Here is a 26,118-nt window from a genome sequence, read left to right as displayed (position 1 = left end):
GATAGTCTCTGAGCGTTTGTAAGCCGTAGCCACTGATGACGGAACAATAAAATATAACGTATGAAAAAACGTATCCCCACCCTCCTGGCCACAATGATTGGCTCCGCCCTTTACAGTCAACAGGGGCTGGCGGCCGATCTCGCCTCGCAGTGTATGCTTGGCGTCCCAAGTTATAATCGCCCACTGGTGGAGGGCGATACAAATAGCTTGCCGGTAACCATTACTGCCGATAGCTCCAAAGGTACTTATCCTGACAATGCCACGTTTACGGGTAATGTGGATATTAACCAGGGCAATAGCCGCCTGCAGGCGGATGAAGTGCAGTTGCACCAGAAGCAGCCGGAAGGCGCGGCCGAGCCGGTACGAACGGTGGATGCGCTGGGTAATGTGCACTATGACGATAATCAGGTCATCCTGAAAGGTCCGAAAGCCTGGTCAAACCTGAATACTAAAGACACTAACGTCTGGGAAGGTGATTACCAGATGGTGGGTCGCCAGGGACGCGGTAAAGCGGACCTGATGAAGCAGCGCGGTGAAAACCGCTATACGATTCTGGAGAATGGCTCCTTTACATCCTGTCTGCCGGGTTCAAATACCTGGAGCGTGGTCGGGAGCGAAGTTATCCATGACCGTGAAGAACAGGTCGCGGAAATCTGGAACGCCCGCTTTAAGCTCGGCCCAGTTCCGGTTTTCTACAGCCCTTACCTGCAGCTTCCCGTGGGCGACAAGCGTCGCTCAGGTTTCCTGATCCCCAATGCCAAATACAGCACTTCGAATTACTTTGAGTTCTACCTGCCGTATTACTGGAACATCGCGCCCAACATGGACGCCACGATCACGCCGCACTATATCCACAAGCGCGGCAACATCATGTGGGAGAATGAGTTCCGCTATCTGACTCAGGCCGGTGCTGGCCTGATGGAGCTGGATTATCTGCCGTCGGATAAAGTGTTCCAGGATGAGCATCCAACGGAAGGTGATAAACACCGCTGGTTATTCTACTGGCAGCATGCCGGGGTGATGGATCAGGTGTGGCGCTTTAATATTGACTACACCAAAGTTAGCGACTCATCTTATTTTAACGATTTCTCGTCCAAATACGGTTCGAGCACGGATGGCTATGCCACGCAGAAGTTCAGCGTTGGCTATGCGGTGCAGAACTTTGATGCAACCGTCTCGACCAAGCAGTTCCAGGTATTTTCTGACCAGTCCACGCCTACATATGGTGCAGAACCACAGCTGGACGTTAACTGGTATCAGAATAACGTAGGTCCATTCGACACCCGGGTTTACGCTCAGGCAGTACATTTCGTGAACACGGATTCGGATATGCCGGAAGCCACGCGTGTTCACCTTGAGCCGACGATCAATCTGCCGTGGTCTAACGACTGGGCAAGCCTGAATACCGAAGCCAAGCTGATGGCGACTCACTATCAACAAAAAAATGTTGATAATTACAATGCCACCCGAAATGCGCATCTGGAAGAGTCGGTAAACCGAACGCTCCCGCAGTTCAAAATGGACGGCAAGTTGATCTTCGAACGTGATATGGCCCTGCTGGCGGATGGTTATACCCAGACGCTTGAACCGCGTATGCAGTATTTGTACGTGCCGTATCGCGATCAGAGCAATATCCAGAACTACGACTCTTCTTTACTGCAGTCTGACTACAGCGGCCTGTTCCGTGACCGTACTTATGGCGGTCTGGACCGTATCGCATCCGCTAACCAGTTAACGACAGGCGTCACTACGCGCGTTTATGATGATGCCGCCGTTGAACGTTTTAACGTTTCTGTTGGTCAAATCTACTATTTCACCGAGTCACGTACCGGTGATGACAACATTAACTGGGAGAAAGACAACAAAACGGGATCGCTGGTTTGGGCGGGTGATACTTACTGGCGCATGACTGACCGCTGGGGTCTGCGTGGCGGCGTGCAGTATGACACTCGCCTCGATAATATCGCCACAAGTAGCGCGGCTATTGAGTACCGCCGCGATGAAGACCGGATGATGCAGTTGACGTATCGTTACGCCAGCCCGGAATATATTCAGGCAACATTGCCTTCCTATGCTGGCAATGAACAGTATAAAGACGGCATCTCGCAGGTGGGTGGCGCAGCAAGCTGGCCTATCGCCGACCGCTGGTCAATCGTAGGCGCTTACTACTTTGACACTAACGCGAATAAGCCAGCGGACCAGATGGTGGGTCTGCAATATAACTCCTGCTGTTACGCGCTGCGCGTCGGTTACGAGCGTAAGCTTAACGGCTGGGACAGTGAAAACAATCAGGGCAAATACGATAACGTGATTGGCTTTAATGTCGAACTGCGCGGCCTGAGTTCCAACTACGGCCTTGGCACGCATCAGATGCTGCGTTCGAACATTCTGCCGTACAGTAGCTCTTTGTAATGTGCTTGATTTAAAACGTAATCCGCTTTGCGGTTAATTGAAATGGAAAAAGTATGAAGAACTGGAAAACGCTGCTGCTCGGTGTCGCTATGGTTGCGAATACCAGCTTCGCGGCCCCCCAGGTTGTTGATAAGGTCGCGGCTGTCGTTAACAACGGCGTCGTGCTCGAAAGTGACGTTGACGGTCTGATGAAATCCGTGAAGCTCAATTCGGGCGAAGCAGGCCAGCAGCTTCCGGATGATGCTACGCTGCGCCATCAGATCCTGGAGCGTCTGATCATGGATCAGATTATCCTGCAGATGGGTCAGAAAATGGGCGTGAAGGTGACTGACGAGCAGCTCGATCAGGCCATCGCTAACATTGCAAAGCAGAACAACATGACGCCAGACCAGATGCGCAGTCGTCTGGCTTATGACGGTATCAGCTACGCCACCTACCGCAACCAGATCCGTAAAGAGATGCTGATTTCGGAAGTGCGTAACAACGAAGTGCGCCGCCGCGTCACGATCCTGCCGCAGGAAGTGGACGCGCTGGCAAAGCAGGTGGGCAACCAGAACGATGCGAGCACAGAGCTGAACCTGAGCCACATTCTGATCCCACTGCCAGAGAACCCAACGTCCGATCAGGCTGCGGAAGCAGAAAGTCAGGCACGTTCTATTGTCGACCAGGCGCGTAACGGCAGCGACTTTGGCAAGCTGGCTATCACCTACTCCGCTGACCAGCAGGCGCTGAAAGGCGGCCAGATGGGCTGGGGACGTATTCAGGAGCTGCCTTCCATCTTTGCTCAGGCGCTGAGCACGGCGAAGAAAGGCGATATTGTGGGTCCAATCCGTTCAGGCGTGGGCTTCCACATTCTGAAAGTGAACGATCTGCGCGGTCAGAGCCAGAACATCTCCGTGACTGAAGTTCACGCTCGCCACATTCTGCTGAAGCCGTCACCGATTATGACTGACGATCAGGCGCGTGCGAAGCTGGAGCAGATTGCCGCGGACATTAAGAGCGGTAAAACCTCGTTTGCCAATGCAGCGAAGGAGTTCTCTCAGGATCCTGGCTCTGCGAACCAGGGCGGCGATCTGGGCTGGGCGGCAGCGGACATTTACGATCCTGCCTTCCGCGATGCACTGATGAAGCTGAATAAGGGTCAGCTCAGCGCCCCGGTTCACTCTTCATTTGGCTGGCATCTGATCGAACTGATGGACACACGCAACGTGGACAAAACGGATGCGGCGCAGAAAGACAGAGCCTACCGTATGCTGTTTAACCGTAAATTCTCTGAAGAAGCGGCAACCTGGATGCAGGAACAACGCGCCAGTGCTTATGTGAAAGTGCTAAGCAACTAATGAAACAGCATCGTGTTGTTATCACGCCCGGCGAACCCGCCGGGATTGGGCCTGACCTCGTTGTCCAGCTCGCCCAGCGCAGCTGGCCGGTAGAACTGGTTGTCTGCGCTGATGCAACACTGTTACAAGACCGGGCGAAGCTGCTCGGTCTGCCTCTAACGCTCATCCCTTACGATGAAGGCCAACAGCCCGCACCACAGCAGGCCGGTACGCTCACGCTGCTCTCTGTCCCCCTTCGTACACCCGTTGTTCCAGGCCAGCTCAGCACGGAAAACGGCCATTACGTCGTTGACACCCTTGCTCGCGCCTGCGACGGTTGCCTGAAGGGCGAATTTGCCGCTCTGATCACCGGCCCCGTCCACAAAGGCGTCATCAACGAAGCGGGCATACCGTTTACCGGGCATACGGAGTTCTTCGAAGAGCGCTCGCACAGCCCGAAAGTGGTGATGATGCTGGCGACGGAAGCGATGCGCGTTGCGCTGGTGACAACCCATCTGCCGATCAAAGCCATTCCTGATGCGATCACCCCTGAACTCCTGCGCGAAATCATCGGGATTTTGCACCACGATCTACAGACAAAATTTGGGATCCCGCAGCCCCACGTGCTGGTCTGCGGCCTGAATCCGCACGCCGGAGAAGGCGGGCACATGGGCACCGAAGAGATCGACACCATTATTCCGGTGCTCAACGAAATGCGGGCGAAGGGGATGAATCTCAGTGGACCGCTGCCTGCGGATACCCTTTTCCAGCCGAAATACCTGGATAATGCCGACGCCGTGCTCGCGATGTACCACGATCAGGGCCTGCCCGTGCTAAAATACCAGGGCTTTGGCCGCGGGGTGAATATCACCCTCGGTTTACCCTTTATTCGAACATCCGTTGACCACGGCACTGCGCTGGATCTGGCAGGCCAGGGGAAAGCGGATGTCGGCAGTTTTATTACGGCGCTTAATCTCGCCATCAAAATGATTGTTAATACTCAATGACTAATCGAGTCCATCAGGGCCACTTAGCCCGTAAACGCTTCGGGCAAAACTTTCTCAACGATCAGTTCGTGATCGAAAGCATCGTGTCTGCTATTAATCCGCAGAAAGGTCAGGCTATGGTCGAAATCGGCCCGGGTCTTGCCGCGCTGACCGAGCCGGTAGGCGAACGCCTCGACGAGCTGACCGTTATCGAACTGGACCGCGACCTGGCCGCACGCCTGCAAACGCACCCGTTCCTCGGACCAAAGCTGACCATCTACCAGCAGGATGCCATGACCATGAACTTTGGCGAACTGTCGGAAAAAATGGGCCAGCCGCTGCGCGTGTTCGGCAACCTGCCGTATAACATCTCCACGCCGCTAATGTTCCACCTCTTTAGCTATACTGATGCCATTGCCGACATGCACTTCATGTTGCAAAAAGAGGTTGTTAACCGTCTGGTTGCAGGGCCGAACAGTAAAGCGTATGGTCGTTTAAGCGTGATGGCACAATATTATTGCAACGTGATCCCGGTACTCGAAGTACCGCCGTCCGCGTTCACGCCACCACCGAAAGTAGATTCTGCGGTTGTGCGCCTGGTGCCGTACAAAACAAAACCTTATCCGGTTAAAGATCTGCGCGTACTCAGCCGCATCACAACAGAAGCGTTCAACCAGCGCCGTAAAACGATCCGTAACAGCCTGAGCAATTCGTTTACCGTTGAGGTGTTAGCAGAGCTGGGGATCGACCCGGCAATGCGTGCGGAAAACATTTCCGTAGAGCAGTACTGCAAGCTGGCTAATTACATCAGCGAAAATGCGCCGCCGAAGGAGAGTTAAGCCATGATTGATTCGCCCCGCGTATGTGTCCATGTACAAAGCGTTTATGTTGAATCGCAATCCTCGCCGGATGAAGAGCGTTTTGTCTTTGCCTACACCGTGACCATTCGCAATCTGGGGCGGATGCCCGTGCAACTGCGCGGGCGCTACTGGCTTATCACTAACGGCAATGGCCGCGAAATTGAAGTTCAGGGTGAAGGCGTGGTCGGTGAGCAGCCCCACATCGCCCCTGGCGAAGAGTACCAGTACACCAGCGGCGCGGTGATTGAAACGCCGCTGGGTACCATGCAAGGCCATTACGAAATGGTCGACGTCGATGGCAACGTGTTCCGCGTTGCTATTCCTGTGTTCCGTCTCGCCGTAACCACACTCATTCATTAATCTAATGTCTACATATCTGATTGGCGACGTTCACGGTTGCTACGATGAACTGATCGCATTGTTAAAACAGGTCGACTTTACGCCAGGACAGGACACGCTCTGGCTGACGGGCGATTTAGTCGCGCGCGGCCCGGGATCGCTTGAGGTTTTACGTTTCGTCAAATCGCTGGGCGACAGCGTTCGCATGGTGCTGGGCAACCACGATCTTCACCTGCTGGCCGTATTTGCCGGGATCAGCCGCAACAAACCTAAAGATCGCCTCTCTCCCCTGCTGGATGCGCCAGACGCGGACGAACTGATTAACTGGCTGCGCCGTCAGCCCTTACTTCAGGTCGACGAGGAGAAAAAGCTGGTCATGGCCCATGCCGGGATCACGCCGCAATGGGATCTTGAGACAGCGAAAACCTGCGCGCGTGACGTAGAGGCAGTGCTGGCGAGCGACTCGTACCCTTTCTTCCTTGATGCCATGTACGGCGATATGCCGAACCACTGGAGCGAGGATCTCAGCGGTCTGGCCCGCCTGCGCTTTATCACCAATGCGTTCACCCGCATGCGTTTCTGCTTCCCGAACGGGCAGCTGGACATGTATTCCAAAGAGACACCGGAAAGCGCGCCTGCCCCGCTCAAACCGTGGTTTGCTATTCCTGGACCGGTGACCAGCGAGTACAGCGTGGTATTTGGTCACTGGGCTGCGCTGGAAGGAAAAGGCACGCCGGACGGGATCTACGGTCTGGATACCGGATGCTGCTGGGGCGGAGAGTTAACCTGCTTACGCTGGGAAGATAAAGCTTACTTTGTGCAGCCGTCCAACCGACAGCTGGACTTAGGGGAAAGTGAGGCCGTTGCCTCCTGACTATTGCCCCCCTCCCCAAAAGACCGCACCGAACAGTCCCCTCTCCCCTTTGGGAAGAGGGGAGAGGGGTAGGAAAATCACTTAACGACGCTCCAGAATCTCGAAGCAGTAGCTGTGGGAGTTCTGCGCATCGGCGTCGTGGAATTCGCTGAACACAGATTCCCATTCGTCCGGATCGTAATCCGGGAAATGGGTATCCCCTTCCACTTCTGCATCAATGTGGGTCAGATACAGCTTCTGCGCTTTTGGCAGGAACTGTTCATACACACGACCGCCACCGATCACCATGATCTCTTCCGCGTCACCACAGGCGGCAATCGCTTCATCAACGGACTTAACCCATTCAACGCGATCGTCAGTGCCCGGCTGGCTGCTGATAACGATATTCTTACGGCCCGGCAATGGACGACCAATCGACTCCCAGGTCAGGCGGCCCATCACTACCGGCTTGTTTAACGTAGTACGCTTAAACCATGCGAGATCGGCAGGCAGGTTCCACGGCATGGCATTTTCCATACCGATAACGCGGTCCACCGCCAGCGCTGCAATCAGACTGATCATTGAAAATTTCCCGGATGCAAAAAATTGCCGCCACTATACGGAAAGCTTAATCTTTCGTCGACTGGCGGCAGAGTAAAGATACAGAAATTTTTTATTATTGCTGGCAACTCCACTTCACGCGGAAGGTTTACTCTCGGGCTCGTCAGCCGGATCGCCGGTGTGCTTGCCCTCTTCCGTGCCCTGCCAGCCGTGACGCTGGATCAGCGACAGGTGATTGCGGTCCTCGTTAATGATTTCCGTCAGCATCGCGCTGGTGCGTTTAAACACCGCTGCACGCTCCGTGGCCGTGCTGCCTGCCATCGCCGCCATCTCTTCCACCATCCCGGTGTTAAAGCGGCGGAACAGGTCCGCACGTTCGCGCGCCTCATACGCGCCGAGCCCCAGATTTTCCAGCGCCATCCGGCCAGACTTCAGCGCGCCTTCGAATGTCTCACGTTCCGGCGCCTCAACCCCTGCCTGGCGCAGCCGGATGTAATGATCTACATCGCGCGCGCGGGAAATTATCGTCAGCGCAGGGAAATGCTCTTTTACCAGCTCCACCATCTGCATGCTGGTCTCCGGATCGTCAATGGCGTTAATCAACACCTCTGCTTTTGCCGCCCCGGCGGATTCCAGCAAGTCGACGCGGGTCGCATCGCCGTAAAACACCTTCATATCAAATTTACGCAGGGTATCAACATGGTCGGGGTCGTGATCGAGGATAACCATCTTCACCCCGCTCGACAGCAGTAAACGACCCACGATCTGCCCGTAGCGGCCAAATCCGGCGATAATAACGCGCGGCTGCTCCTCGTCGATCTCGTCGGCTTCGCGCTCCTGCTCGCTACCCGATTTTTCAAGGCGCGTCAGTACCACCAGCAGAACAGGCGTCGCCGCCATCGACAGCGCGACCGCCAGCGTCAACGCTTTCGCCCACTCGGGATCCAGCACGTTTGCCATCTGCGCGGCGCCAAACACCACGAACGCAAATTCGCTTCCCTGACCCAGCAGCACGGCAAACCAGCGGCGCTGCTTGTTCGGCACCTTCAATGGGCGCGCAATCAGCCACAGCATCACCATTTTAATGACGAGGAAACCGACGAGCAGGATGACAATCCGCAGCGGGTGCGTGACCAGCGTGCCGAAGTCGACGGACATCCCCACCCCGATGAAAAACAGCCCCAGCAGCAACCCTTTGAACGGCTCGATATCGCTTTCCAGCGCGTGACGGTATTCAGAGCTCGCCAGCAGAACGCCTGCGAGGAAGGCCCCCATCGCCATCGACAGTCCGGCTTCCTCAAGCAGCAAACCAAAGCCAAACACCAGGAACAGTGCCACGGCGCTGAACACTTCGCGCAGGCCCGAGCGGGCAACAAACCGCAGTAACGGACGGGTCACATAGCGCCCCAGCAGGACCACCAGCGCCAGCGCCCCCACGACTTTTAATGCCGAAAGCGCGAACGCACTCAGCGTCGTGGACGAGCCGCTTGCCGCCAGCAGCGGAATCATCGCCACCAGCGGAATAGCGGCAATATCCTGGAACAGCAGCACCGAAAACGCGCTGCGCCCCATCTGCGAGACCGTCAGATTTCGCTCGTTCATCGCCTGCATGGCAATCGCCGTCGAAGAGAGCGCCAGCGTCATGCCGATAAGCTCTGCCACTTTCCAGTCCATGCCTAACAGGATACAGAACCCGCCGAGCAGCAGTCCGCAGGCCACCATCTGCAGCGCGCCTCCGCCAAATACCGAGGCGCGAAGCTTCCATAATCTCTGCGGATCCAGCTCCAGGCCAATCACAAACAGCATCAGCACAACGCCAATTTCAGCGAAATGGAGGATCGCCTCCGCATCCGTGACCAGTCGAAAGCCCCACGGCCCAATGACGCAGCCCGCAATCAGGTAACCGAGAACAGAGCCCAGCCCCAGACGTACCGCCACGGGCACAATCAGTGCCGCCGCGCCGAGATAAATCAGCGCCTGTATCAGCGTATGGCTATCCATGGTGCGTCTCCTGCCACTCAAGTAAGCGTTGTTTATAATGGCGAGCCTGCGCCTGCAGCGTTTCATCGTCGCAAACAAAGGTGCAGTGCATCGCAAGCGGCGGGAGCCAGTTCAGTCCACAGTAAAGCGCAGTGGCCTGCAGCGGCTGCGCCAGCACGTCAAACCCGGGAAAGGAACCAATATCAAAGTGGCTTTCCCCACCGCCGGTAGTGACCGCCCACATCAGGCTTTTGCCTTTTAGCGCATGGCCGTTGTGACCATACGCCCAGCCATGGGAGAAGACTTTATCAATCCACAGTTTCAGGAGCGGGGGCGTGCTGTACCACTGCATGGGATGCTGCCAGATAATCAGATCGGCACGGGAAAGCGCCTCCTGTTCGGCAGCGATATCGATATTAAAATCGGGATAGAGTTCATAGAGGGAACGTATCTCTACGTTATCAAGCGTCCTTACCTGCTCAAGCATCCGCTTATTCGCATGCGAATGGTGCGGATAAGGGTGGGCATAAATTATCAGAATCATTGATTAGCCTGTGGTTACTGCTTTCTTTTAACAAAAGAGTGTAGTCAGTAATTCAACAGGCTAATAGTGAATATTATTGACGGGTTTACGTCAGAATTCTGAATTAGTTATCCAGTTCGCCCATCGATTTAACCTGGTCACGGTTAATCTGCTCAGTTTGGCCGGTTTCAGCGTTTTTGTAAGACACCAGACCGGTATCGTCATCCACCTGCGGTTTGCCGTCGGTGACAATGGTTCTGCCATCGGTGGTTTTTACGGCCTGATTAGACGAACAGCCCGCAACGGTAAACATTGTCGTGGCAGCCAGAACGGAAGCGATCAGTAATTTATTTTGCATGGTGTTTTCCCCTGCTCTCAGATGAATTTCGTTATCGACCTAACCATTTTAGGCTAACTGACTGAAAGCGGATGAAAAACCAGAAGGTTCTGAAGAGAGGAAGAATGCCCGGTTACCGAACGGCACCGGGCAATTTGTCTTACTTGCTAATCTGCGCGTGCATTTCCTGCACCGAAATCACCTTCTCGGTGGCGTCCGCGTTCAGCGCCATGGCCGTCGCGAAACCGCCGTTCAGGGTGGTGTCGTAGTGCACTTTGTACTGCAGCGCGCTGCGGCGAATCAGCTTGGAGTCTTCAATCGCCTGGCGGCCTGCGGTGGTGTTGATGATGTAGGTGTATTCGCCATTCTTGATACGATCCTGAATGTGCGGACGACCTTCATGCACCTTGTTCACCAGACGCGGGTTGATGCCGGCTTCGCCCAACACAATCGCCGTACCGTGGGTTGCATCCAGTTCGAAGCCCTGTTTCAGCAGCTTGGCGGCCAGGTCAACCACGCGCTCTTTGTCACCTTCACGAACGGAGAGCAGCGCACGGCCTGATTTTCTCATGGTGGAGCTACTGCCCAGCTGCGCCTTCGCGAACGCTTCTGCGAAGGTGCGGCCCACGCCCATCACTTCCCCGGTAGAGCGCATTTCTGGCCCTAACAGCGGGTCAACGCCCGGGAATTTGTTGAACGGCAGCACCACTTCTTTCACCGAGTAGTACGGTGGGATGATCTCTTTTGTCACGCCCTGCTGAGCCAGCGTCTGGCCTGCCATCACGCGTGCCGCCACTTTCGCCAGCGGAATACCAGTGGCTTTGGAGACGAACGGTACGGTACGTGCTGCACGCGGGTTCACTTCAATCAGGTAAACTTCGTTGTCTTTTACCGCGAACTGAACGTTCATCAGGCCGCGGACCTGCAGTTCGAAGGCCAGCTTTTGCACCTGCTGACGCATCACGTCCTGAATTTCCTGGCTCAGCGTGTACGCTGGCAGAGAGCAGGCGGAGTCGCCGGAGTGTACGCCCGCCTGCTCGATGTGCTCCATGATGCCGCCAATCAGCACCATTTCGCCATCGCAGATGGCGTCCACGTCCACTTCTACCGCGTCGTCGAGGAAGCGGTCGAGCAGCACAGGCGCATCGTTGGAGACGCTCACCGCGGTCTGGAAGTAGCGGCGCAGGTCGGCTTCGTCATAAACGATTTCCATCGCGCGGCCGCCCAGTACGTAGGAAGGACGTACCACCAGCGGGTAGCCAATCTCTTTCGCCTTCTCGACAGCCTGTTCGATAGCGGTCACGGTGGCGTTCGCAGGCTGTTTCAGCTTCAGACGGTCAACCGCCTGCTGGAAACGCTCGCGGTCTTCCGCACGGTCAATCGCATCCGGACTGGTGCCGATAACCGGCACGCCTGCCGCTTCCAGCGCGCGCGCCAGCTTCAGCGGGGTCTGGCCGCCGTACTGCACGATAACGCCTTTTGGCTTCTCAATGCGCACGATTTCCAGCACGTCTTCCAGGGTAACCGGCTCGAAGTAGAGACGGTCAGAAGTGTCGTAGTCGGTAGAGACGGTTTCCGGGTTACAGTTGACCATGATGGTCTCGTAACCGTCTTCGCGCAGCGCCAGCGAGGCGTGTACACAGCAGTAGTCAAACTCGATGCCCTGGCCGATACGGTTTGGACCGCCACCCAGCACCATAATCTTGTCGCGGTCGACGGACGGATTCGCTTCGCACTCGTCTTCATAGGTGGAGTACATGTACGCGGTGTCGGTAGAAAACTCTGCCGCACAGGTGTCGACGCGCTTGTAAACCGGGTGCAGGTCATACTGGTCGCGCAGCTTGCGGATTTCCGCTTCGCGCACGCCCGCCAGCTTAGCCAGACGCGCGTCGGCGAAGCCTTTACGCTTCAGCATGCGCAGGAAGTCTGCGTCCAGGCCGGTGATGCCCAGCTCAGCGACCTGTTCTTCGAGACGCACCAGCTCTTCAATCTGCACCAGGAACCAGCGGTCGATGTTGGTCAGGTTGAACACGCCGTCGACGGACAGGCCAGCACGGAAGGCATCGGCGATGTACCAGATGCGCTCCGCGCCCGCGTCTTTCAGCTCGCGGCGGATTTTGGTCAGCGCTTCCGGGTCGTCCAGGCTCACTTTCGGGTCAAAGCCGGTCGCGCCCACTTCGAGGCCGCGCAGCGCTTTCTGCAGGGATTCCTGCTGCGTGCGGCCAATCGCCATCACTTCACCGACGGATTTCATCTGGGTGGTCAGACGGTCGTTCGCACCTGCGAATTTCTCGAAGTTAAAGCGAGGAATTTTAGTCACAACGTAGTCGATGGACGGCTCGAAGGACGCAGGGGTGCGGCCACCGGTGATGTCGTTCATCAGCTCATCAAGGGTATAACCCACCGCCAGCTTCGCCGCCACTTTCGCAATCGGGAAGCCGGTCGCTTTGGAGGCCAGCGCGGAGGAGCGGGACACGCGCGGGTTCATTTCGATAACAATCAGACGGCCGGTTTTCGGGTTAACGGAGAACTGCACGTTAGAGCCGCCGGTTTCCACGCCGATTTCACGCAGTACCGCCATCGAGGCGTTACGCATGATTTGATACTCTTTGTCGGTCAGCGTCTGGGCTGGCGCAACGGTGATGGAATCGCCGGTGTGGATACCCATCGCATCGAAGTTTTCGATGGAGCAGACGATGATGCAGTTGTCGTTTTTATCACGCACCACTTCCATCTCGTACTCTTTCCAGCCAATCAGCGATTCATCAATCAGCAGCTCTTTGGTTGGGGAAAGATCCAGACCGCGTTCGCAAATCTCTTCGAACTCTTCGCGGTTGTAGGCGATACCGCCGCCGGTGCCGCCCATGGTGAAGGAAGGACGGATGATGCATGGATAACCCACTTCAGCCGCAACGGCCAGCGCCTCTTCCATGTTGTGCGCAATACCGGAACGCGCGGTGTCGAGGCCGATTTTCTTCATCGCCACGTCGAAGCGGCGACGGTCTTCTGCTTTATCAATCGCGTCGGCGGTCGCACCAATCATGGTTACGCCGAACTCGGCCAGCACGCCCTGACGCTCAAGCTCCAGCGCACAGTTCAGCGCCGTCTGGCCGCCCATGGTTGGCAGGACCGCGTCCGGACGCTCTTTCTCGATGATTTTACGCACCACTTCCCAGTGAATCGGCTCGATGTAGGTTGCATCGGCCATTTCCGGGTCGGTCATGATGGTTGCCGGGTTAGAGTTCACCAGAATAACGCGGTAGCCCTCTTCACGCAGGGCTTTACACGCCTGCGCGCCGGAGTAGTCGAATTCACAGGCCTGGCCGATGACAATCGGGCCAGCGCCAAGGATCAGGATGCTTTTTATGTCTGTACGTTTTGGCATGGTCTTCTCGGCTCCTGATTATTTAGCAGTCTTACGGTATTGCTCGATAAGTTCGATGAAGTGATCGAACAGCGGCGCGGCGTCGTGCGGGCCCGGGCTGGCTTCCGGATGACCCTGGAAGCTGAATGCTGGCTTATCGGTGCGATGAATCCCCTGCAGGGTGCCATCGAACAGCGACTTATGGGTCACGCGCAGGTTAGCCGGCATAGAGGCTTCATCGACGGCAAAGCCGTGGTTCTGCGCGGTGATCATTACCGTGTTGTTATCGATGTCTTTCACCGGGTGGTTACCACCGTGGTGGCCGAACTTCATCTTAACGGTGTTCGCACCGCTCGCCAGCGCCAGCAGCTGATGGCCGAGGCAGATGCCGAATACCGGGATGTCGGTTTCCAGGAAGGACTTAATGGCGGCGATGGCGTAATCGCACGGTGCCGGGTCGCCAGGGCCGTTGGACAGGAAAATACCGTCCGGATTCATCTTCAATACGTCTTCGGCAGAGGTCTGAGCCGGCACCACCGTCAGGCGGCAGCCGCGGTCAACCAGCATGCGCAGAATGTTGCGCTTGGCGCCAAAATCGTAGGCCACCACGTGGAACGGCAGCTCGCTCTCTTTTTTCGCTTCCGGCAGGTCGCCTTCCAGCGTCCAGCTACCCTGCGTCCAGCTGTAGGCTTCCGCGGTCGTCACTTCTTTCGCCAGGTCCATGCCGTTCAGGCCCGGGAAGGCTTTCGCTTTTTCCAGCGCCAGCGTCGCATCGAGGTTATCACCGGCGATGATGCAGCCGTTCTGTGCACCCTTCTCGCGCAGCAGACGCGTTAACTTACGGGTATCGATATCGGCAATCGCCACGATGTTATGGCGCTTCAGGTAAGAAGAGAGGTCTTCGGTATTGCGGAAGTTGCTGGCAATCAGCGGCAGGTCGCGAATGACCAGGCCTTGCGCATGTACCTGAGAAGATTCTTCGTCAGCCGCGTTGGTGCCGACATTGCCGATATGAGGATAAGTAAGAGTAACGATTTGGCGAGAATAGGAAGGATCAGTGAGGATTTCTTGATAACCGGTCATTGAAGTATTGAAAACGACTTCCCCAACCGCCGAACCCGTTGCCCCTATGGCCCGACCGATAAACTGGGTTCCGTCTTCCAGAACCAATAGCGCTGACTTAATCAAAACACCCTCCAGAGAATATTCACTCACTTTATTTGCATATTAATTCATAACCGTGTCATGGATCAATGCAAATGTGTTGCCAGCGGATTTTTGGCAAACGGCGGCATTCTGGAGATTTGGTGGGTAAAAGTCAACTTAAAACGGATATTTTGTTTAGTCTTTTGCGCATCTGGTGAGGCGAGTGAAGCTTAAGCGACAAAAAGATCAGGTAAATCACTGCGGAAAACGCTTGCGCGCCGAATTTAATGAAAAATGAGTCGACACAGCATCAAAAAGTGGACCAAATGGTCAAAATTTACATTTCAGTAACGAAAACCAGGAAGAATAGTTGTATTTTCATGGATCAATAAACAAAACAATAGCTAAACAGGTAAAATATAAGGGCAATAAAATATTGCCCTATGCAATCAAAGAATTACGACTGCAATAACCACATCACGATGGGTAATAATGCTTACAAATTGTTGAGATCCAGCACATCTCGCATATCAAAAAGTCCATCTTTCTTGTTTTTAAGCCACAAAGCGGAACGTACCGCGCCGTTGGCAAACGTCATGCGGCTTGAGGCTTTATGAGTAATCTCCACGCGTTCACCAATATCGGCGAACATCGCCGTATGTTCGCCGACGATGTCACCCGCACGTACCGTTGCGAAACCAATAGTGCCCGGTACGCGTTCGCCGGTGTGACCTTCGCGGGCATAGACAGCGCAGTCTTTTAAATCTTTATCGAGTGCATGAGCAATCGCCTCGCCCATCGCCAGCGCCGTGCCTGACGGCGCATCAACCTTGTAGCGGTGGTGGGCTTCGACAATTTCAATATCGGTATAGTCGCCCATGACCTTCGCTGCTTTCTCCAGCAGCTTGAGCATGACGTTAACGCCCACGCTAAAGTTCGCCGCGAAGACAATCGCGATCTCTTTTGATGCGTCCTGGATGGCCTGCTTACCCGCGTCATCAAAACCGGTGGTGCCGATCACCATCCCCTTGCCGTGCTGGCGGCAAAATGCCAGGTGCGTCAACGTACCTTCCGGGCGGGTAAAGTCGATAAACACATCGAAGTCATCTTTAACCGCATCCAGGCTGCTCTGGACGGTAACGCCCGTCTTTCCTGCGCCCGCCAGTTCACCTGCGTCGGCCCCCAAAAGCGATGAGCCTTCACGCTCCAGCGCCGCGCCCAGCGCTACGCCATCCATCTGAAGTGCCGCCTGAATCAGCTGACGGCCCATACGTCCACCCGCGCCCGCAATGGCGACACGGATCTGTGCATCATGCATAGTTATTCTCTTACGTTAAAATGATGTAAATCGTTTTCAGATTAACCAGCCTTCGCGGAGGCTGCCAACTGAAAACACCAATAATTAGAATTTAACGTGAAACCGACTTAAATATCAGTAAAAGACATGATTTTGTGGTCACGATAAAGTACGGGGCAAAAAAAAGGCCAGCACATGAGATGCTGGCCTTTTCGCTGTTTAGGGGTTATTCCACTTCGCGGGCGTCGATACGCAGCTCTTTCGGCACTTCGAAGACGATATTCTCTTCGCGTCCTTCCAGCGGAACCGCTTCGCCACCGCCCAGCTCCTGCAGACGGGTTATCACGTTCTGCACCAGGATATCCGGCGCGGAAGCGCCTGCGGTAACGCCAACGCAGACCGCATTTTTAACCCACGCTTCCTGGATGTCCGCCGCGTCGTCGATCAGGAACGCCGCTTTACCCATGCGCTGCGCCAGTTCGGCCAGACGGTTGGAGTTAGACGAGTTTTTGGAGCCGACCACCAGCACCACGTCCGCCTGTTCAGCCAGCGCGCGCACCGCTTCCTGGCGGTTGGTGGTCGCGTAGCAGATGTCATCCTTACGCGGCCCGACGATTTTCGGGAAGCGCTGGCGCAGGGCGTCAATCACATCCGAGGTATCATCAACCGAGAGCGTCGTCTGGGTCATAAACGACAGACGGGCGTCATTTTTCACGTTCAGCGTAAAGACATCTTCCGGCGACTCAACCAGATACATTCCCCCTTCCGGATTGCTGTACTGGCCCATGGTGCCTTCGACTTCCGGATGACCCGCATGGCCAATCAGAATCGACTCTTCACCGCGACGGCTGGCGCGCGCCACTTCCATATGCACTTTCGTCACTAATGGGCAGGTTGCGTCGAAAACGGTTAAATCGCGGCTTTTCGCTTCGTTACGCACCGCCTGAGAGACGCCGTGCGCAGAGAAGATCAGGATCGCACCGTCCGGCACTTCGCTGATCTGCTCGATGAAAATAGCGCCGCGCTCGCGCAGGCTGTCCACCACGTATCGGTTATGCACCACTTCGTGACGCACGTAAATTGGCGCGCCGTAAATCTCCAGCGCGTTTTCAACAATGCTGATAGCGCGGTCTACACCGGCGCAGAAGCCGCGCGGGTTAGCCAACAGGATCTGCATTTCAGGCCTCCAGTGCAGGATCGATTTCCAGCACTTCAACATCAAAATGAACGGTACGCCCGGCAAGCGGATGGTTGAAGTCAACGGTGATAGAGTCGCCGTTAATCTCGCGGATCACGCCAGGCATTTCGCTGCCGTCCATAGCGGTAAAGAGCATAATCGCCCCGATTTCCGGTTCGCCCGCGTCCATAAACTCGCGGCGCGAGAAATACTGGATCAGATCCGGGCTTGGCACGCCAAACGCGGCATCCGGCTCCAGCGAGAACGCTTTTTTCTCCCCCTCTTTCAGGCCAAGGAGCTGCTGCTCAAGACCTTCAGACAGGGAGGTATCGCCGAGACGAAACAGGGCAGGTTTGCCGTTATTGCGGGTGGATTCGGCGGTGGAGCCGTCATCCAGCTTCAGCGTGAAGTGAACGAGAACCGCGCTGTTGCTCTGTACGGATTTAGACATGCAAATTGCTCGCTTGTTTTGCCCGGTGGCATTACACCACCGGGCGAGTGTGTTACGCCTGCTCTTTCGCGGCCGGTTTAGGCAAGAAGCCTTCCAGCACGATTAACGCCGCACCGATGCAAATTGCGGTATCGGCCAGGTTAAAGGTCGCGAAGTGCCAGTCGCCGACGTAGAAGTCGATCATATCGACCACAAAGCCGTGCCACAGGCGGTCAAACAGGTTGCCGAGCGCGCCGCCAATGATCAGCGCGTAGGCAATGTTATTCAGCTTTTGCGTGGCCTTTGAGCGGTACATCAGCACGGCCAGCACCACGCAGATACCGAGAGCGATACCCGCAAAGAACCAGCGCTGCCAGCCACCGCTGTCGGCAAGGAAGCTAAACGCCGCGCCGTAGTTGCGTGCATAGTGCAGGTTAAGCGACGGGAACAGCGAAACCGTCTCCCCCAGAGCAAAATTCTGGAGGATCAGGAACTTGCTGCCCAGATCGATAATCAGCACCACCACAACCAGCCACAGCCAGCGCAGTCCTGTTGAACAGAGAGTTTTACTCATCAGGCAAACTTACGTTTTTCGCCGTCACCGGCGACGTTGCTTACACAGCGTCCGCAGATGTCTGCGTGTTCCGCCACCTGGCCGATATCGGTAGTGTAATGCCAGCAGCGCGGGCACTTCTCACCTTCGGCTTTGCTCAGCGCGACTTTCAGCCCCTTGAGCAGCTCGCTCTGCTGCGCATCAGCAGAAGCCTCGGCATAATCCGCAACTTTTGCTCCGGAGGTCAACAGGACAAATCGCAATTCATCGCCCAGCGCGGTCAGCTTCGCCGCCAGCTCAGGTTCGGCGTACAGAGTCACTGCCGCTTCCAGAGAGCCACCAACTTTCTTATCAGCACGCGCCTGCTCGATCACCTTGTTCACTTCGCCACGCACTTTCAGCAGCTCGTCCCAGAAGGCATCGTTCATTGCTTCGGTGCTGGAGAGATCGAACAGACCTTCATACCACTCGCCGGTGAAGACATATTTCTCACGGTCGCCAGGCAGATAGCCCCAGATTTCATCTGCGGTGAAGGACATGATCGGTGCCATCCAGCGCACCAGCGCTTCTGCGATGTGGAACAGCGCGGACTGGCAGCTACGGCGCGCCACGCTGTCCGCCTTCGCGGTGTACTGGCGGTCTTTGATGATGTCGAGGTAGAACGAGCCCATCTCGATGGAGCAGAAGCGCATCAGGCGCTGCACCACTTCGTGGAAGTCGTAGGACTCATACGCCTCAACGATGTCTTCCTGCGCCGCTTTCGCGCAGCCTACCGCCCAGCGGTCCAGCACGACCATCTCTTCCGGTTTCACCATGTCTTTCACCGGATCAAAACCGTTCAGGTTCGCCAGCAGGAAGCGCGCGGTGTTACGGATACGACGATAGCTGTCAGCAGCACGCTTCAGGATCTCGTCAGATACAGCCATTTCGCCGGTGTAGTCGGTAGAGGCTACCCACAGGCGCAGGATATCCGCGCCCAGCTTGTTCATCACGTCCTGTGGAGAAACGGTGTTACCGATGGATTTGGACATCTTACGGCCCTGTCCATCCACGGTGAAGCCGTGAGTCAGTACCTGACGGTAAGGCGCTTTACCCTTCATCGCGGTGGAGATCATCAAAGATGACATGAACCAGCCGCGGTGTTGGTCAGAGCCTTCCAGATACATATCGGCAGCGTGGCCGGCAAACTCCGGACGCACATCGACCACGGAGGCGTGAGTAGACCCGGAGTCGAACCACACGTCCAGGGTATCCGGCACTTTCTCGTAGTTGTCTGCGTCCGCGCCCAGGATGTCACGGGCGTCGAGATCCCACCACGCCTGAATGCCGTCAACTTCAACGCGCTTCGCCACTTCTTCCATCAGTTCCAGGGTGTTCGGATGCAGTTCCTGCGTCTCTTTATGTACGAACAGAGACATCGGCACGCCCCAGGTACGCTGACGGGAGATACACCAGTCAGGACGGTTAGCCACCATGGATTCGATACGCGCCTGGCCCCAGTCCGGGATCCACTGCACGCCTTTGATCTCTTTCAGAGACTGCTCGCGCAGGCCTTTCTGATCCATGCTAACGAACCACTGCGGGGTCGCACGGAAGATGATTGGCGTCTTGTGACGCCAGCAGCACGGATAGCTGTGCTGCATTTTCTCAACGTGCAGCAGCGCGCCGCTGGTGCGCAGCATATCAACGATAATGTCGTTCGCTTTGAAGACGTTGATGCCGTCCAGCGCCGGATAGGTGCCAGGCAGGTAAGAACCGTCCGGGCCAACCGGATTGGCGATTTCAAGACCGTACTTCAGGCTGATGTTGTAGTCGTCAGGACCGTGGCCACCGGCGGTATGTACCGCACCGGTACCCGCGTCCAGCGTCACGTGGTCGCCCAGGATCGCCGGAACATCGAAGTCCAGGAACGGGTGTTTGAAGCGCATCAGCTCAAGCGCGTCGCCTTTTACGGTACCCAGCACGGTGTAGTCGGTGATATTCGCGCGTTTCAGCACGCTTTCAACCAGATCTTTTGCCAGGATAACCGCGCGGCCATCAATCTGCACCAGCGCGTATTCAAACTCGCCGGAGAGCGAGATTGCACGGTTGGCTGGCAGCGTCCATGGGGTAGTGGTCCAGATCACCAGAGAGATCGGGCCGCTAACGCCAGGCAGACCGAATTTACCTTTAATGGCATCCTGATCGACCGCTTCGAAGGCCACATCGATAGAAGGTGAAGTTTTGTCGTAATACTCCACTTCCGCTTCTGCCAGCGCAGAGCGGCAGTCCACGCACCAGTGTACCGGCTTCGCGCCTTTGTGCAGGTGACCGTTACCGATGATTTTGCCCAGCGCACGGATGATGTTGGCTTCGGTTTTGAAGTCCATGGTCAGGTACGGGTGCGACCAGTCGCCCAGCACGCCCAGACGGATAAAGTCAGCGCGCTGGCCTTCAACCTGGGTGGCAGCGTATTCGCGGCACTTCGCGCGGAACTCTGCAGCGGTAAACTTCTCGCCAGGCTTGCCAAACTCTTGCTCCACTTTCAGCTCAATGGGCAGACCGTGGCAGTCCCAGCCCGGAACGTAAGGCGAGTCATATCCCGCGAGTCCTTTGGACTTCACGATAATGTCTTTCAGAATCTTGTTTACAGAGTGACCAATATGAATGCTGCCATTCGCATATGGAGGGCCATCATGCAGAATGAAGGTTTTTTTGCCTTTTTTAGCTGCACGAATGATGCCGTACAGGTCATCATCGGTCCAACGCGCCAGCATTCCCGGTTCGCGCTTGGCGAGATCGCCGCGCATCGGGAACCCTGTTTCCGGCAAATTCAGGGTTGATTTATAGTCACTCATCAGATTCTCGGTTCCGTATTTATCACGTAGGCAGTTAAGCCGGTTCTATAGCCCAAAATACTCGCGGGCCGTCAATTCATCTCGCGCGATTTGCGCCTTAAGTTCATCCAGCGAAGCAAATCGCTGCTCATTGCGTATTTTTTTACGCAGTATCACATCTATATGGCGACCATAAAGGTCCATTACAACGTCCAGCAGGTGCACTTCTAGCTGTTGACGCACACCAGCAACGGTCGGACGCGTGCCAATGTTGGCAACGCCGTAAAACGGCTTATCGCCAAGTCCTGCTACTTCCACCGCATAGACCCCTTTAACCGGGGAAACCTGACGACGCAGCGGTATATTCGCCGTCGGGAAACCTATCGTGCGGCCCAGCGCGTCGCCATGGACCACGCGGCCAGAGATGGTAAATGGATGTCCCAGCAGAGTTTCTGCCGTCTCCAGTTCATCATTAGCCAGCGCCTGACGCACCGCCGTGCTGCTGACGCGCACGCCGCCTTCACAGAAGGTCATCGCGCTGGTGACGTCAAAACCGTACTCCAGACCAGCCTTCTGTAATAGCAAGAAATCGCCCTGACGACCAGCGCCAAAGCGGAAATCATCCCCCACGGCGAGAAACTGTACGCCAAGACGCTTAACCAGCAGGTCGCTGACGAAATTTTGTGCTGTCAGTGCGGCAAAGCGACGATCGAAACGCACGCACAATACGTAGTCCACGCCGGACTCTGCCAGGTAGCGCAACTTTTCGCGCAGGCGAGTGAGGCGGGCGGGAGATTTATCGCCCGCGAACAGCTCCAGCGGCTGTGGCTCGAAAATCATCACCACAACGGGCAGGCCACGGGCCTCCCCTTCTTTACGCAATCCCTGCAACAGCGCCTGATGACCACGATGCACGCCGTCGAAATTACCAATAGTCAGCACGCACCCGTGCGGGGCTCTGCTGAGATTATGTATGCCGCGTATCAGCTTCATGTCTGGCTCAAAACAGTGAAAATCGCCAAAGTATACCTTGTACAGCGGTTAAGGTTAACCGGCGATTGTTCGCGCAAAACAGAAAGCCGTAATGATTTCATCAGGCTGACCTTTCACAGCGAAAAAATCTGCCCGTGAACTGCGATTTTTACGCCGAAAGGCTGTATTCACGAAAGACAAGCTGGTAGAATCCTGCGCCATCACTACGTAACGTAGCGTCGCTAATTAACGGCGCTTATTTGCACAAATCCATTGACAAAAGAAGGCAAAGAGGGCATATTCCTCGGCCTTTGAATTGTCCACATAGAACATATTTGGGAGTTGGACTTGGCTAATATCAAATCAGCTAAGAAACGTGCCGTTCAGTCTGAAAAGGCTCGTAAGCACAACGCAAGCCGTCGCTCTATGATGCGTACTTTCATCAAGAAAGTATACGCAGCAATCGAAGCTGGCGACAAAGCTGCAGCGCAGAACGCATTTAACGAAATGCAACCAATCGTGGATCGTCAGGCTGCTAAAGGTCTGATCCACAAAAACAAAGCAGCGCGTCATAAAGCAAACCTGACCGCGCAGATCAACAAACTGGCTTAATCGCCACTTGTTGTTGCTTGTTTAAAGAACCCGCTTAACGCGGGTTTTTTTATGTCTTCAGAACGCCGGTGGCGTAAATAGCGCCGAGTAGTCACGGTTGCAGATTCGCTGCACCGCCGGATGCTGAATCATCCTTTCGGCGAAAATGGCGTGGTACTCTTCCATCACGTTATCTACCCTGCCAATCTCCGTAATCTTATCGTCTGAATAGAGATCGTGCGCATAGAGCGTTGGTGCCACGAAGATCGCATTATGCGCTTCGCCGAAGGCTTTCATCAGCGCAGCATCGTCAAACTCACCGAGGATCTCCACGTTCAGCCCCTGTGAGTTAAACCAGTTCAGCAGCTTGCGTCCCAGCATGGAACGCCTTCCCGGCACCAGCAGGCGACGCTCTTCGAGACAGGCCGGGAAAGGTTTCTCCGGCGGCGGATTGATGCACCAGAAGCTCACGCCGCATTCGCCAATTTTCACTGAAAACAGCCCCTCCTGCTGTGTGGAGTCGATGGGGCAGTCCGAGATAATCATGTCCAGCTTATGCTGGCTCAGCTGCTCCAGCAGCATCTCGTGGGTGGATTCAAAGCAGCGCAGGTGGATTTGTTCATCCTCTACCACGGCGGCATCCAGCACGCCGCTCACCAGCCGTTTGGAGAGCGCATCCGCCACGCCCACGTCAAAGAGCAGGTTCGACTCTTTGCGGTAGTTGACGATATCCAGCATCTCCTGGCTCAGGGTGAACATTTTGTCCGCATAGCGGAAAACCAGTTCACCCAGCTCGCTCGGCTCAATCCCACGGCCCTTTCGCTTGAAGAGCTTACCCTGCAGACGTTCTTCCAGGGCTTTAATTTGCCCGGTGATGGTTTGCGGCGTCAGGTAAAGCGCCTCTGCGGCCCCCACGACCGAGCCCTGTTTATAGACGTGCCAGAAGTAGTACAGATGGTTGTAATTTAAATGAGACATCGCGTCTTCTCTCCCTGAGTGTGTATCGGGAGAAGGATCGCCTCCTCCCGGTGTTCCGCTATGCCTGGACGGCCTGTCCGGACAACTTCACCTTCAACAAGGTATACCCAATCACTGCGGCCAGTAATGACCCGATGAGAATGCCGAGCTTCGCCCAGACGATGAGCTCAGGCGCGTTTGCGCCAAACGCCAGCGTCGAGATAAAGATCGACATGGTAAATCCAATGCCGCACAGCACGCCGACGGCCATAATCTGACCAAAGCTTGTACCGTTCGGCAACGACGCCAGCTTCATCTTCAGCGCCAGCCAGCAGAAGAGGCTGATCCCTAGTGGCTTACCGATAAACAGCCCGGCAATAATGCCCAGCGGCAGGACAGACGTCAGCCCGTCCAGCGTAACGCCCTGCAGGGAAACGCCCGCATTGGCAAACGCAAACAGCGGCAGGATCATAAAGGCGACCCACGGATGTAGTACGTGTTCCAGCTGTTTAGCGGGAGACTTTCCGTCCTGCGGCTTAAGCGGCACGAAGAAGCCGACAATCACGCCTGCCAGCGTGGCGTGCACGCCGGATTTCAGCACTGCCGTCCACAGCACCATCCCCACCAGAATATAGATACCGATGCGGCGAACATTGAAGATGTTCAGCAGCGCCAGCACTGCAATCGCCCCGGCGGCCACGCTCAGGGACAGGATCGACAGATCGCTGGTGTAGAACAGCGCGATAATCACAATGGCGCCCAGGTCATCGATAATCGCCAGCGCCATTAGGAAGATTTTCAGTGCAACCGGAACGCGGCTACCGAGCAGGGCTAAGACTCCGAGCGCAAAGGCGATATCCGTTGCGGCCGGGATAGCCCAGCCGTCACGCGCGACAGGATCCTGCCAGGTAAATGCGAGAAAGAGCAGCGCCGGAACGACCATCCCGCCAATGGCAGCGATCACCGGAAACGCCGCGCGCTGGCGGCTGGCGAGCGAGCCGAGCACCAGCTCGCGCTTAACTTCCAGTCCTACCAACAGGAAGAACACCGCCATCAGCGCATCGTTGATCCACAGCAGCATGTTCTTGTTAATTTCCAGCGCCCCGACCTTCAGCTCGACGGGTGTTTCCAGAAATGCGTGATAGAGATCGCGGGTCATGCCCAGGTTAGCCAGCCCCATCGCGGCCGCCGCGGCAATAATCAGGATCACACCACCAGACGCCTCACTGCTAAAGAAACGGTGTAGTAATTTCATTTATGTTCTCTCTTTTACAACAATACCTCGATAAAACCATAATACCAAGCCAAATAGCTCGGCAAAAACAGATTAATATTGAGTATAGACTCAGTTTTACCGATCGATATCGGCAAATAAAAAAAGCCCGGAATCGCTTCCGGGCTTTTTGAAGATGAACACCAGCTAACGAACTAGCGGGTCAAATCATCGAAGAATTTTTTGACGCCATCAAAGAAGCTTTTGGAGCGCGGGCTGTTTTTCTCACCCGTTGGGCCGCCAAAGCTCTCCTGAAGCTCTTTCAACAGCTGTTTCTGCTTGTCGTTCAGGCCAACCGGCGTTTCCACGACGACGCGGCACAGCAGGTCGCCCTGAGCACCACCGCGAACGGATTTCACGCCTTTGCCGCGCATGCGGAACAGCTTGCCGGTCTGGGTTTCGCCAGGGATTTTCAGATTGACACGACCGTCCAGCGTCGGCACTTCGATTTCACCGCCGAGAGCCGCCATCGCGAAGTTGATCGGCACTTCACAGTACAGGTTGTTGCCTTCACGCTCGAAGATGGCGTGCTGTTTCACCTGTACCTGAACGTACAGATCGCCTGCCGGCGCGCCGTGCTCGCCTGCTTCGCCTTCACCCGCCAGACGGATGCGGTCGCCCGTATCAACGCCAGCCGGGATCTTAACGGACAGGGTCTTGGTTTTCTCAACGCGACCGTGGCCGTGACACTTGGTGCACGGATCTTTAATCAGCGTACCGCGACCGTGACAGTGCGGACAGGCCTGCTGTACCGCGAAGAAGCCCTGACGCATCTGTACCTGGCCGGAGCCGTGACAGGTTGGACAAGTCTGTGGCTGGGTACCCGCCTTCGCGCCGCTGCCGTGGCAAACATCACACTCTTCCAGCGTCGGAATACGGATCTCTTTCGTGACGCCACGAACGGCCTCTTCAAGAGTGAGATCCATGTTGTAGCGCAGGTCTGCGCCGCGCGCCGCGCGCTGACGACCACGACCGCCGCCAAAGATATCGCCGAACACATCGCCAAAGATGTCGCTGAAATCCGCACCGCCGCCAAAGCCGCCACCACCGAATCCACCGCCGCCCATGCCGCCCTGTTCAAAGGCTGCGTGGCCGTACTGGTCATAGGCCGCACGTTTTTGTGCATCGGTCAGGACTTCGTAGGCTTCTTTGATCTCTTTAAATTTTGCTTCAGCCTCTTTGTCACCCTGGTTACGGTCCGGGTGGAATTTCATGGCCAGGCGCTTATACGCCTTTTTGATTTCACGCTCTTCCGCAGTTTTCGGAACGCCTAAAATCTCGTAATAGTCTTGCTTTGCCATTGGTTTTTTTAAGCCCCTTAACATGCGAGCACGGGCGTGGAGAGTTCTCCTACGCCCGTGCCGATTAATTA

General features: G+C 55.8%; 22 protein-coding genes and 1 pseudogene. 7 read left to right on the top strand and 16 right to left on the bottom strand.

Annotation, left to right across the window (positions count from 1 at the left end; all coding sequences use genetic code 11):
- Nucleotides 1–60: 60 nt before the first annotated feature.
- The 6 genes from lptD to apaH are packed head-to-tail and all read left to right on the top strand — an operon-like array spanning nt 61 to nt 6,790.
- Nucleotides 61–2,412, top strand: coding sequence for an LPS assembly protein LptD (lptD, locus tag V1603_RS06635; protein WP_166710090.1), 2,352 nt, complete (start codon nt 61–63; stop codon nt 2,410–2,412).
- A 53-nt stretch (nt 2,413–2,465) separates the two neighbouring features.
- Nucleotides 2,466–3,752, top strand: coding sequence for a peptidylprolyl isomerase SurA (gene surA / locus V1603_RS06630; RefSeq protein WP_116342448.1), 1,287 nt, complete (start codon nt 2,466–2,468; stop codon nt 3,750–3,752).
- Nucleotides 3,752–4,738, top strand: a complete 987-nt coding sequence (gene pdxA / locus V1603_RS06625; RefSeq protein ID WP_163330298.1) for a 4-hydroxythreonine-4-phosphate dehydrogenase PdxA — start codon at nt 3,752–3,754, stop codon at nt 4,736–4,738. The genes surA and pdxA overlap by 1 nt, the downstream gene beginning before the upstream one ends.
- Nucleotides 4,735–5,556 carry a 16S rRNA (adenine(1518)-N(6)/adenine(1519)-N(6))-dimethyltransferase RsmA gene (gene rsmA, locus V1603_RS06620; protein ID WP_110915128.1) on the top strand — a complete coding sequence of 274 codons (822 nt, stop codon included), beginning with the start codon at nt 4,735–4,737 and terminating at the stop codon, nt 5,554–5,556. The genes pdxA and rsmA overlap by 4 nt, the downstream gene beginning before the upstream one ends.
- A 3-nt stretch (nt 5,557–5,559) precedes the next feature.
- Nucleotides 5,560–5,937, top strand: a complete 378-nt coding sequence (apaG, locus tag V1603_RS06615) for a Co2+/Mg2+ efflux protein ApaG (protein WP_014882505.1) — start codon at nt 5,560–5,562, stop codon at nt 5,935–5,937.
- A gap of 4 nt (nt 5,938–5,941) precedes the next feature.
- Nucleotides 5,942–6,790: a bis(5'-nucleosyl)-tetraphosphatase (symmetrical) ApaH gene (gene apaH / locus V1603_RS06610; protein WP_116342444.1), complete on the top strand. Its 849-nt coding sequence runs from the start codon at nt 5,942–5,944 to the stop codon at nt 6,788–6,790.
- Nucleotides 6,791–6,871: 81 nt separating this feature from the next.
- On the opposite strand, the gene folA is transcribed toward apaH, so the two are convergent.
- The 13 genes and pseudogenes from folA to V1603_RS06545 all read right to left on the bottom strand — a co-directional run bounded on the left by folA (nt 6,872) and on the right by V1603_RS06545 (nt 22,172).
- Nucleotides 6,872–7,351: a type 3 dihydrofolate reductase gene (gene folA / locus V1603_RS06605; RefSeq protein WP_006173915.1), complete on the bottom strand. Its 480-nt coding sequence runs from the start codon at nt 7,349–7,351 to the stop codon at nt 6,872–6,874.
- 114 nt (nt 7,352–7,465) lie between these two features.
- Entirely contained in the window at nt 7,466–9,331 is a 1,866-nt protein-coding gene (gene kefC, locus V1603_RS06600) for a glutathione-regulated potassium-efflux system protein KefC (protein WP_395313663.1), read from the bottom strand.
- The gene (kefF, locus tag V1603_RS06595) at nt 9,324–9,854 is read right to left on the bottom strand and encodes a glutathione-regulated potassium-efflux system oxidoreductase KefF (protein WP_395313662.1); all 531 of its coding nucleotides are present in this window, start codon (nt 9,852–9,854) and stop codon (nt 9,324–9,326) included. Before kefF ends, kefC begins: the two co-directional genes overlap by 8 nt.
- A 103-nt stretch (nt 9,855–9,957) precedes the next feature.
- Nucleotides 9,958–10,191 carry a YgdI/YgdR family lipoprotein gene (locus V1603_RS06590; RefSeq protein WP_116342438.1) on the bottom strand — a complete coding sequence of 78 codons (234 nt, stop codon included), beginning with the start codon at nt 10,189–10,191 and terminating at the stop codon, nt 9,958–9,960.
- Nucleotides 10,192–10,330: 139 nt separating this feature from the next.
- On the bottom strand, nt 10,331–13,555 hold the full coding sequence (gene carB / locus V1603_RS06585; protein ID WP_395313661.1) for a carbamoyl-phosphate synthase large subunit: 3,225 nt from the start codon (nt 13,553–13,555) through the stop codon (nt 10,331–10,333).
- Nucleotides 13,556–13,573: 18 nt separating this feature from the next.
- Nucleotides 13,574–14,722, bottom strand: coding sequence for a glutamine-hydrolyzing carbamoyl-phosphate synthase small subunit (carA, locus tag V1603_RS06580; protein ID WP_010427050.1), 1,149 nt, complete (start codon nt 14,720–14,722; stop codon nt 13,574–13,576).
- Between the two features lie 454 nt (nt 14,723–15,176).
- Nucleotides 15,177–15,998 (bottom strand): 4-hydroxy-tetrahydrodipicolinate reductase, encoded by an 822-nt coding sequence (gene dapB / locus V1603_RS06575; RefSeq protein WP_163330295.1) that lies wholly within the window; start codon nt 15,996–15,998, stop codon nt 15,177–15,179.
- Between the two features lie 205 nt (nt 15,999–16,203).
- Nucleotides 16,204–17,154: a 4-hydroxy-3-methylbut-2-enyl diphosphate reductase gene (gene ispH, locus V1603_RS06570; protein ID WP_116342434.1), complete on the bottom strand. Its 951-nt coding sequence runs from the start codon at nt 17,152–17,154 to the stop codon at nt 16,204–16,206.
- 1 nt (nt 17,155) lies between these two features.
- Nucleotides 17,156–17,605, bottom strand: coding sequence for an FKBP-type peptidyl-prolyl cis-trans isomerase (gene fkpB / locus V1603_RS06565; RefSeq protein ID WP_003856450.1), 450 nt, complete (start codon nt 17,603–17,605; stop codon nt 17,156–17,158).
- A gap of 52 nt (nt 17,606–17,657) precedes the next feature.
- Entirely contained in the window at nt 17,658–18,158 is a 501-nt protein-coding gene (lspA, locus tag V1603_RS06560) for a signal peptidase II (protein ID WP_028015470.1), read from the bottom strand.
- Nucleotides 18,158–20,974: an isoleucine--tRNA ligase gene (gene ileS / locus V1603_RS06555; RefSeq protein WP_395313660.1), complete on the bottom strand. Its 2,817-nt coding sequence runs from the start codon at nt 20,972–20,974 to the stop codon at nt 18,158–18,160. Before ileS ends, lspA begins: the two co-directional genes overlap by 1 nt.
- Before the next feature lie 45 nt (nt 20,975–21,019).
- A complete protein-coding gene (gene ribF, locus V1603_RS06550) occupies nt 21,020–21,946 on the bottom strand; it encodes a bifunctional riboflavin kinase/FAD synthetase (RefSeq protein WP_116342430.1) in 927 nt (308 codons plus the stop codon).
- A gap of 7 nt (nt 21,947–21,953) precedes the next feature.
- Nucleotides 21,954–22,172, bottom strand: a pseudogene (locus V1603_RS06545) (DUF2575 domain-containing protein).
- A gap of 101 nt (nt 22,173–22,273) precedes the next feature.
- Between V1603_RS06545 and rpsT the strand changes: the two are divergent.
- Nucleotides 22,274–22,537, top strand: coding sequence for a 30S ribosomal protein S20 (rpsT, locus tag V1603_RS06540; protein ID WP_003856458.1), 264 nt, complete (start codon nt 22,274–22,276; stop codon nt 22,535–22,537).
- Between the two features lie 57 nt (nt 22,538–22,594).
- Here rpsT and nhaR read toward each other — a convergent pair whose 3' ends face one another.
- From nhaR to dnaJ, 3 genes are all read right to left on the bottom strand, one after another.
- On the bottom strand, nt 22,595–23,494 hold the full coding sequence (gene nhaR / locus V1603_RS06535; RefSeq protein WP_080328999.1) for a transcriptional activator NhaR: 900 nt from the start codon (nt 23,492–23,494) through the stop codon (nt 22,595–22,597).
- Between the two features lie 58 nt (nt 23,495–23,552).
- Nucleotides 23,553–24,728 carry a Na+/H+ antiporter NhaA gene (gene nhaA, locus V1603_RS06530; RefSeq protein ID WP_116342428.1) on the bottom strand — a complete coding sequence of 392 codons (1,176 nt, stop codon included), beginning with the start codon at nt 24,726–24,728 and terminating at the stop codon, nt 23,553–23,555.
- A 173-nt stretch (nt 24,729–24,901) separates the two neighbouring features.
- Complete coding sequence (gene dnaJ, locus V1603_RS06525; protein WP_008502040.1) at nt 24,902–26,047, bottom strand: molecular chaperone DnaJ; 1,146 nt, start codon at nt 26,045–26,047, stop codon at nt 24,902–24,904.
- Between the last annotated feature and the right edge of the window lie 71 nt (nt 26,048–26,118).

This window comes from Enterobacter sp. ECC-219 (assembly GCF_043966805.1).
Classification (GTDB): domain Bacteria; phylum Pseudomonadota; class Gammaproteobacteria; order Enterobacterales; family Enterobacteriaceae; genus Enterobacter; species Enterobacter cloacae_N.
The sequence above is the reverse complement of the archived record's forward strand: the minus strand, read 5'-3'. Positions and strand labels throughout refer to the sequence as shown.